Genomic DNA, 6,322 nt, shown 5'->3' on the forward strand with positions numbered 1-6,322 from the left:
TCATATGCCTTCCAAAACCGGTTGAGGTAGAATGCCCCCCTTTTCTGCCCCCGATCCTTGAGGACCGCCATGTTCAGCCGTGATTTGACTATTGCCAAGTACGACGCCGATCTCTTTGCCGCCATGGAGCAAGAAGCTCAGCGCCAGGAAGAGCACATTGAGCTGATCGCTTCGGAAAACTACACCAGCCCCGCGGTGATGGAAGCTCAAGGCTCGGTACTGACCAACAAGTACGCCGAAGGCTACCCGGGCAAGCGTTACTACGGTGGTTGCGAGTACGTCGACGTGGTCGAGCAACTGGCCATCGATCGCGCCAAGCAACTGTTCGGTGCCGACTATGCCAACGTCCAGCCGCACGCTGGCTCCCAAGCCAACTCCGCCGTGTACCTGGCGCTGCTGTCGGCCGGCGACACCATCCTGGGCATGAGCCTGGCCCACGGCGGTCACCTGACCCACGGCGCCAGCGTTTCCTCCTCCGGCAAGCTGTACAACGCCATCCAGTACGGCATCGACGGCAACGGCCTGATCGACTACGACGAAGTCGAGCGCCTGGCCCTCGAGCACAAGCCGAAAATGATCGTGGCCGGTTTCTCCGCCTACTCCCAGGTCCTCGACTTCCCGCGTTTCCGCGAGATCGCCGACAAGGTCGGTGCCTACCTGTTCGTCGACATGGCCCACGTTGCCGGCCTGGTCGCCGCTGGCGTCTACCCGAACCCGGTGCCATTCGCCGACGTGGTCACCACCACCACCCACAAGACCCTGCGTGGTCCACGTGGCGGCCTGATCCTGGCGCGCGCCAATGCCGACATCGAGAAGAAGCTGAACTCCGCCGTCTTCCCGGGCGCCCAGGGTGGCCCGCTGGAGCACGTGATCGCAGCCAAGGCGATCTGCTTCAAGGAAGCCCTGCAACCTGAGTTCAAGACTTACCAGCAACAAGTAGTGAAGAATGCCAAGGCCATGGCCGGCGTGTTCATCGAGCGCGGCTTCGACGTGGTGTCCGGCGGTACTGAAAACCACCTGTTCCTGCTGTCGCTGATCAAGCAAGAGATCTCCGGCAAAGACGCCGACGCGGCGCTGGGCAAGGCGTTCATCACCGTCAACAAGAACTCGGTGCCAAACGACCCACGCTCTCCGTTCGTCACCTCGGGCCTGCGTTTCGGCACCCCTGCCGTGACCACTCGTGGTTTCAAGGAAGCCGAGTGCAAGGAACTGGCTGGCTGGATCTGCGACATCCTGGCGGACCTGAACAACGAAGCGGTCATCGACGCCGTACGTGAGAAGGTCAAGGCTATCTGCAAGAAGCTGCCAGTCTACGGCGCTTAATCAGCCCGCTAGAACGAGTTGAATAAGGCCCGCATCGAAAGATGCGGGCCTTTTTTTATTGCCCTGGAAAACAGGGCCAAACAACTAACACCATCCAACACTTAATTTTCTGCAATACAGAAAACCTTACACGCAATTAATAAACCCATACGATCTCTCCTGCCCCCTGAACTTAATCACTCAAAACAGGACGCTTATTCACATGGACAGTGAACAATCCTTTAATGCAACACTCAGCATGTTCAACACCCGCGTAAATCTACTGGAAAGGCTGCATGGCAAACCCGCGATGGCGACCATCAGTGCATTCAGCGGTGGATTCTTCACCGGTAGACCCCAAACCCAGGATCACTCAAGCCTGCTCGGCATGCGCGTCGAAGACCAGGCTGTGCGCGGCGAGCCCTTGCGGCTGCACTTGCGGTATACCGCTGGCGGCTACCTCCTGACCCTGAAAAACACCGGTGAACACTACAACAAACTGATCAGTAAAAGCTGGCTCGAAGTGTTTGGGGCAAGTGATCCAAACACTCGCAACCCGACTCTTTTCAGCCTGGTCGATCATCAGCAAAACATCATCACACGCAAGCACATCAAATCCCGCCATGTCCCCATCTCGCTCATGACAGGCAATAAGAAACATGTCGGGGGATTAAGGGTACGCGGCTCGCCTTATCTTTATCTTGCCGAGACAGACGAACAATCAAAAGCGACGTTCATTCTGAGCGTGCTCTGAAGGTCGCCCCTGTTGGCATGTAAAGTCAGTCGAAGGGACGAAGCACGACCCTTGTGGCGGGGCGGTTATTGACCACCCGTCATTTTTTCTTTTGAGAAAACGCTCAAGCACAGGGCTTTCACCTCAACTGGTAAGACCGGTCATGCCAAACCAGCACAATCGAGCTTGCATCCCCGCAAAAACAGCGCTTAGACTGCGCCTGCACTGGACAAACCGGTAAGACCACAATAATGAAGTCCCAACGCCAGCCCTCCCCTGGCGAACAAGGACACCGAACCAGGAATCCCTCCCATGCTCAAATGGTGCTCGCGGTCGATCTTCCTTCAAGTTGTCCTCGGACTGGTGCTCGGCATCGTCTGTGGACTTACCCTTCCTGAATACTCTGCACAACTCAAACCCCTCGGCGACGGCTTCATCAAGCTGATCAAGATGCTCATCGGCCTGATCGTGTTCTGCGTGGTGGTCAGCGGTATCTCCGGCGCCGGCGATCTCAAGAAGGTCGGGCGCATTGGCCTCAAGTCGGTCATCTACTTCGAAATACTCACCTCCATCGCCCTGGTCATCGGCCTGGTCCTTGCTTTCAGCACAGGCATTGGCAGCGGCGCGAACATCCACCTGGAGCAGCTCTCCAGCGCGGACGTGAACGATATCGCCCAGCGCGGCCAGCACATGGTCACCACCACCCAGTTCCTGATGAACCTGATCCCGACCTCGGTGATTGGCGCGTTCGCGGAAAACAACATCCTGCAGGTGCTGCTGTTTGCCGTGCTGTTTGGCAGCGCGTTGAACCTTGTTGGTGACGCCGCTTCCGGCATTTCACGCCTGATCAACGAACTCAGCCACGTGATCTTCCGCATCATGGGCATGATCGTACGGCTGGCCCCGATCGGCGTCTTCGGGGCCATTGCCTTCACCACCAGCAAATATGGTCTGGATTCGCTACAACACCTGGGCAGCCTCGTTGGCCTGTTCTACCTGACCTGCATCGCCTTTGTCGCGGTGATCCTGGGTGCGGTAATGCGCGTGTCGGGCCTGCCGATGCTGCCATTCCTCAAATACCTGCGCGAAGAGCTGCTGATCGTGCTCGGCACCGCGTCGTCCGATGCCGTGCTGCCACAGATCATGCGCAAGCTCGAACACCTGGGGATCGGCAGCTCCACCGTGGGCCTGGTCATTCCAACCGGCTACTCGTTCAACCTGGATGGTTTCTCGATCTACCTGACCCTGGCCATTGTCTTCATCGCCAACGCGACCGGCACGCCCCTGGCCATGAGCGATCTGTTGACCATCCTGCTGGTCTCGCTGATCACCTCCAAGGGCGCCCATGGGATTCCCGGCTCGGCGCTGGTGATCCTGGCAGCGACGCTGACCGCGATCCCGGCGATCCCGGTGGTCGGCCTGGTGCTGGTGTTGGCCGTGGACTGGTTCATGGGCATCGGTCGCGCCCTGACCAACCTGATTGGCAACTGCGTGGCCACCGTGGCGATTGCCCGCTGGGAAAAAGACATCGACATCCCTCGGGCGCGCAAGGTGCTGTCCGGCCAACAAGGCTATACCTTCCAACCCAGGAAACCGGTGGGCAGTGCCCATCACCAGCAATTCTGAAAGACGGCGATGCCGGCCCGCGAACCGGCATCGCCTGATCGATTTCCAAGGAGTCACATGTGATCAGTTCATCGACCGTCGTCAATTCCGTGGTGGAGAAACTCCGCGCCGCCCTCGCCCGAGGCCAATGGCGCTCGGGCGACATGCTGCCCGGCCAGCGCGAGCTGGCCGAGCAACTGGGCATCAGCCGGCCAAGCCTGCGTGAAGCGGTGATTGTGCTGGAAACCCTGGGCCTGGTGCGCTCGATGCCCGGCAAAGGCGTCGTGGTGCTGGAGGCCAATCTCAACGATGCTGCCGGTGAAGGCAGCGCCATGGCCGGCGCGAGCCTGGAAGACCTGCTGCAGCTGCGCTACACCCTGGAGCCGTTCATCGTCGGCCTTGTGGCCCAGTCCATCAGCAGCAAGGAGGTCGGCCAGTTGCGCCTGACCCTCATGGACATGCGCGAAGCCCTGGAAGCCAACGACAGCGACGCCTGCGCCAACGCCTACATCGCCTTCCATGAAGAACTGTTTGCCCTGACATCCAACCCGATCTTCCAGAACGTGGTCCAGCAGACCAGTAACGCCCTCAAGCAGAGCGCCGATGTGTTGCGCAATTCGCCCGAGCACCTGGCTGAACGCCTGGAAGAAAACGAAGCCGTGGTCCGTGCCATCCGGGGCAAGAACAGCGCCCAGGCCAGCGCCGAAATGCGCCGGCACATTCTCCGGGAAGGCCAGCGCATGGGCATCGAATTGAACATTCCGGACGACAACCTCGGCACCTGAGCCATTGCCTGTGGAGACCGCCATGAACAACCTCATGCCCCATCAACCCCAGCACAACCACAACGTGCTGGCCGCCCTGCCCCCGCCCGGCCGGGTCGGCAAACCGTCGGTGGACGATATCTACCCGCGGATCTTCGACGCCATCCTCGAACAACGCATTGCCCCGGCCAGCCGCTTCACCGAGGAAAGCCTGGGGGATGTGTTTGGTGTCAGCCGCAGTGTCATTCGCCGCGTTCTGGCGCGCCTGTCTCATCAGCAAGTGGTGATCCTGCGGCCCAACCACCGGCCACAAGTCGCTGCGCCAGACCTGGAGCAGACCCGGCAGATCCTCCACGCTCGCCGCCTGGCTGAGCAGACCCTGGTGCGCCTGGCCTGCAGGGCGCCGCAGCCCAAGGACTTGCAACAGCTGCGCGATCTGGTGGAACGCGAGCGCCAGTACCTGGATCGTGGTGAACGTGGCCCGGCGATCCGCCTGTCCGGCGAGTTTCATCTGCAACTGGCCGCCATGGCCGGCAACGCGCCGTTGATGCAATTTCTCGGCAGCCTGGTGCCGTTGACCTCGTTGGCCCTGGCGCGACACGAGATCAAGTCCCGCCGGCACTGCGCCTGGCAGGAACACCTGGCAATCGTCGACGCAGTGGAAGGCCGCAACGTCAACGAAGCGGTGCGGCTGATGGACGAGCACCTGGACCATCTGGAGCAAAAACTGCTGCTGGTCGCAGGTACGGGTTCGTCAAAGTAGCGCGGCTTCGAAACCGGCGCGGATCTTCTCTTCCGGCAGTTCGTCGGCGATGAACACGATCACGCTTTCCCGGGCTTCGCCGGGGGCCCATTCGGTGTCCCAATCGAAACCGTACAACTTGAGCACGCCCTGGAACACCAACCGACGGGGTTCGCCCGCGATGTTCAGCACGCCCTTGTAGCGCAGCAATTGCTTGCCGTGTTCTTCCAGCAACTGGTTCATGAACTCGCTGAGCTTGTCGATATCCAGCGCCTTGTCGGTACGCAGCACCAGGCTGCTGATGCGATCGCCCGGGGTGGCCTTGCCGACCGGTCGCAGGCTGAACCCCGCGCCCAGGTCCGCATTGAGATTGAAGCCGCGGATGTCGAGCAGCTCGGCCAGGTCGATCTTGCCGTGCTCGACCACCCTGATGGGTGCCCGTCGGTTGATGCGCGTCAGGCGCTCGCCAAGGGCCTGGACCTGGGCCGCGTCCACCAGATCGGTCTTGCTCAAGAGCAGGCGGTCGGCAAACCCGACCTGGGCCTGGGCGATGGCCTGGGTCAGGTGGACATCGGCATGAGCGGCGTCCACCAGCGTAAGAATGCCGTCGAGGATATAGCGCTCGCGCAGGTCCTCGTCGATGAAGAACGTTTGCGCCACCGGGGCCGGGTCGGCCAGGCCGGTGCATTCGATGACCAGGCGATCGAAGGCGATCTCGCCGCTGTCCAGCCGCTCGAGCAACAGGTACAGGGCCTTGGTCAGGTCGGTGTGGATGGTGCAGCACACGCAACCGTTGGCCAGGGTCATGACTTGCACCGGCTCGTCGCCCAGCAGTTGGGTATCGATGCCGGCATCGCTGAATTCGTTCTCGATAACGGCGATTTTCAGGCCGTGCTCGGCCTTGAGCAGATGGCGCAACAGCGTGGTCTTGCCGGCGCCGAGGAAGCCGCTGAGGATGGTGACCGGGATGGGAGAGGACAAACTGAATCTCCTTGATGCCTGAAAGGGAAGCGGTTTTGTGGGAGCGAGCTTGCTCGCGATAGCGGAGTGTCAGTCAACATCAATGCTGCTGATCCACCGCCTTCGCGAGCAAGCCCGCTCCCACATGGGGTTCGAGGCTACCTCAACTCAACAGCACTTGGGCCCACCCTTGCCACCGTAACGGGCCTCCTGGCG

6 protein-coding genes are annotated in these 6,322 nt (G+C 60.8%); 5 read left to right on the forward strand and 1 reads right to left on the reverse strand.

The genetic code is table 11. The features are described 5' to 3' along the window. The first annotated feature begins 69 nt into the window (after positions 1 to 69). The 5 genes from glyA to F7R20_RS29360 all read left to right on the forward strand — a co-directional run bounded on the left by glyA (position 70) and on the right by F7R20_RS29360 (position 5,167). A complete protein-coding gene (gene glyA / locus F7R20_RS29340) occupies positions 70 to 1,323 on the forward strand; it encodes a serine hydroxymethyltransferase (RefSeq protein ID WP_003205763.1) in 1,254 nt (417 codons plus the stop codon). Between the two features lie 202 nt (positions 1,324 to 1,525). Next, positions 1,526 to 2,056 carry a hypothetical protein gene (locus F7R20_RS29345; protein ID WP_027912166.1) on the forward strand — a complete coding sequence of 177 codons (531 nt, stop codon included), beginning with the start codon at positions 1,526 to 1,528 and terminating at the stop codon, positions 2,054 to 2,056. Between the two features lie 291 nt (positions 2,057 to 2,347). Further along, positions 2,348 to 3,661 (forward strand): C4-dicarboxylate transporter DctA, encoded by a 1,314-nt coding sequence (locus F7R20_RS29350; protein ID WP_003205767.1) that lies wholly within the window; start codon positions 2,348 to 2,350, stop codon positions 3,659 to 3,661. A 59-nt stretch (positions 3,662 to 3,720) separates the two neighbouring features. Continuing rightward, the gene (locus F7R20_RS29355) at positions 3,721 to 4,425 is read left to right on the forward strand and encodes a FadR/GntR family transcriptional regulator (RefSeq protein WP_003205768.1); all 705 of its coding nucleotides are present in this window, start codon (positions 3,721 to 3,723) and stop codon (positions 4,423 to 4,425) included. A 22-nt stretch (positions 4,426 to 4,447) separates the two neighbouring features. Further along, entirely contained in the window at positions 4,448 to 5,167 is a 720-nt protein-coding gene (locus F7R20_RS29360; protein ID WP_028237100.1) for a GntR family transcriptional regulator, read from the forward strand. Here the strand turns inward: F7R20_RS29360 and yjiA are convergent. Next, entirely contained in the window at positions 5,159 to 6,127 is a 969-nt protein-coding gene (gene yjiA / locus F7R20_RS29365) for a GTPase (protein WP_013694246.1), read from the reverse strand. The two genes, F7R20_RS29360 and yjiA, sit on opposite strands and share 9 nt — an antisense overlap. Between the last annotated feature and the right edge of the window lie 195 nt (positions 6,128 to 6,322).

Origin of the sequence: Pseudomonas brassicacearum subsp. brassicacearum, from assembly GCF_008801605.1 — a bacterium.
GTDB lineage: Bacteria > Pseudomonadota > Gammaproteobacteria > Pseudomonadales > Pseudomonadaceae > Aquipseudomonas > Aquipseudomonas brassicacearum.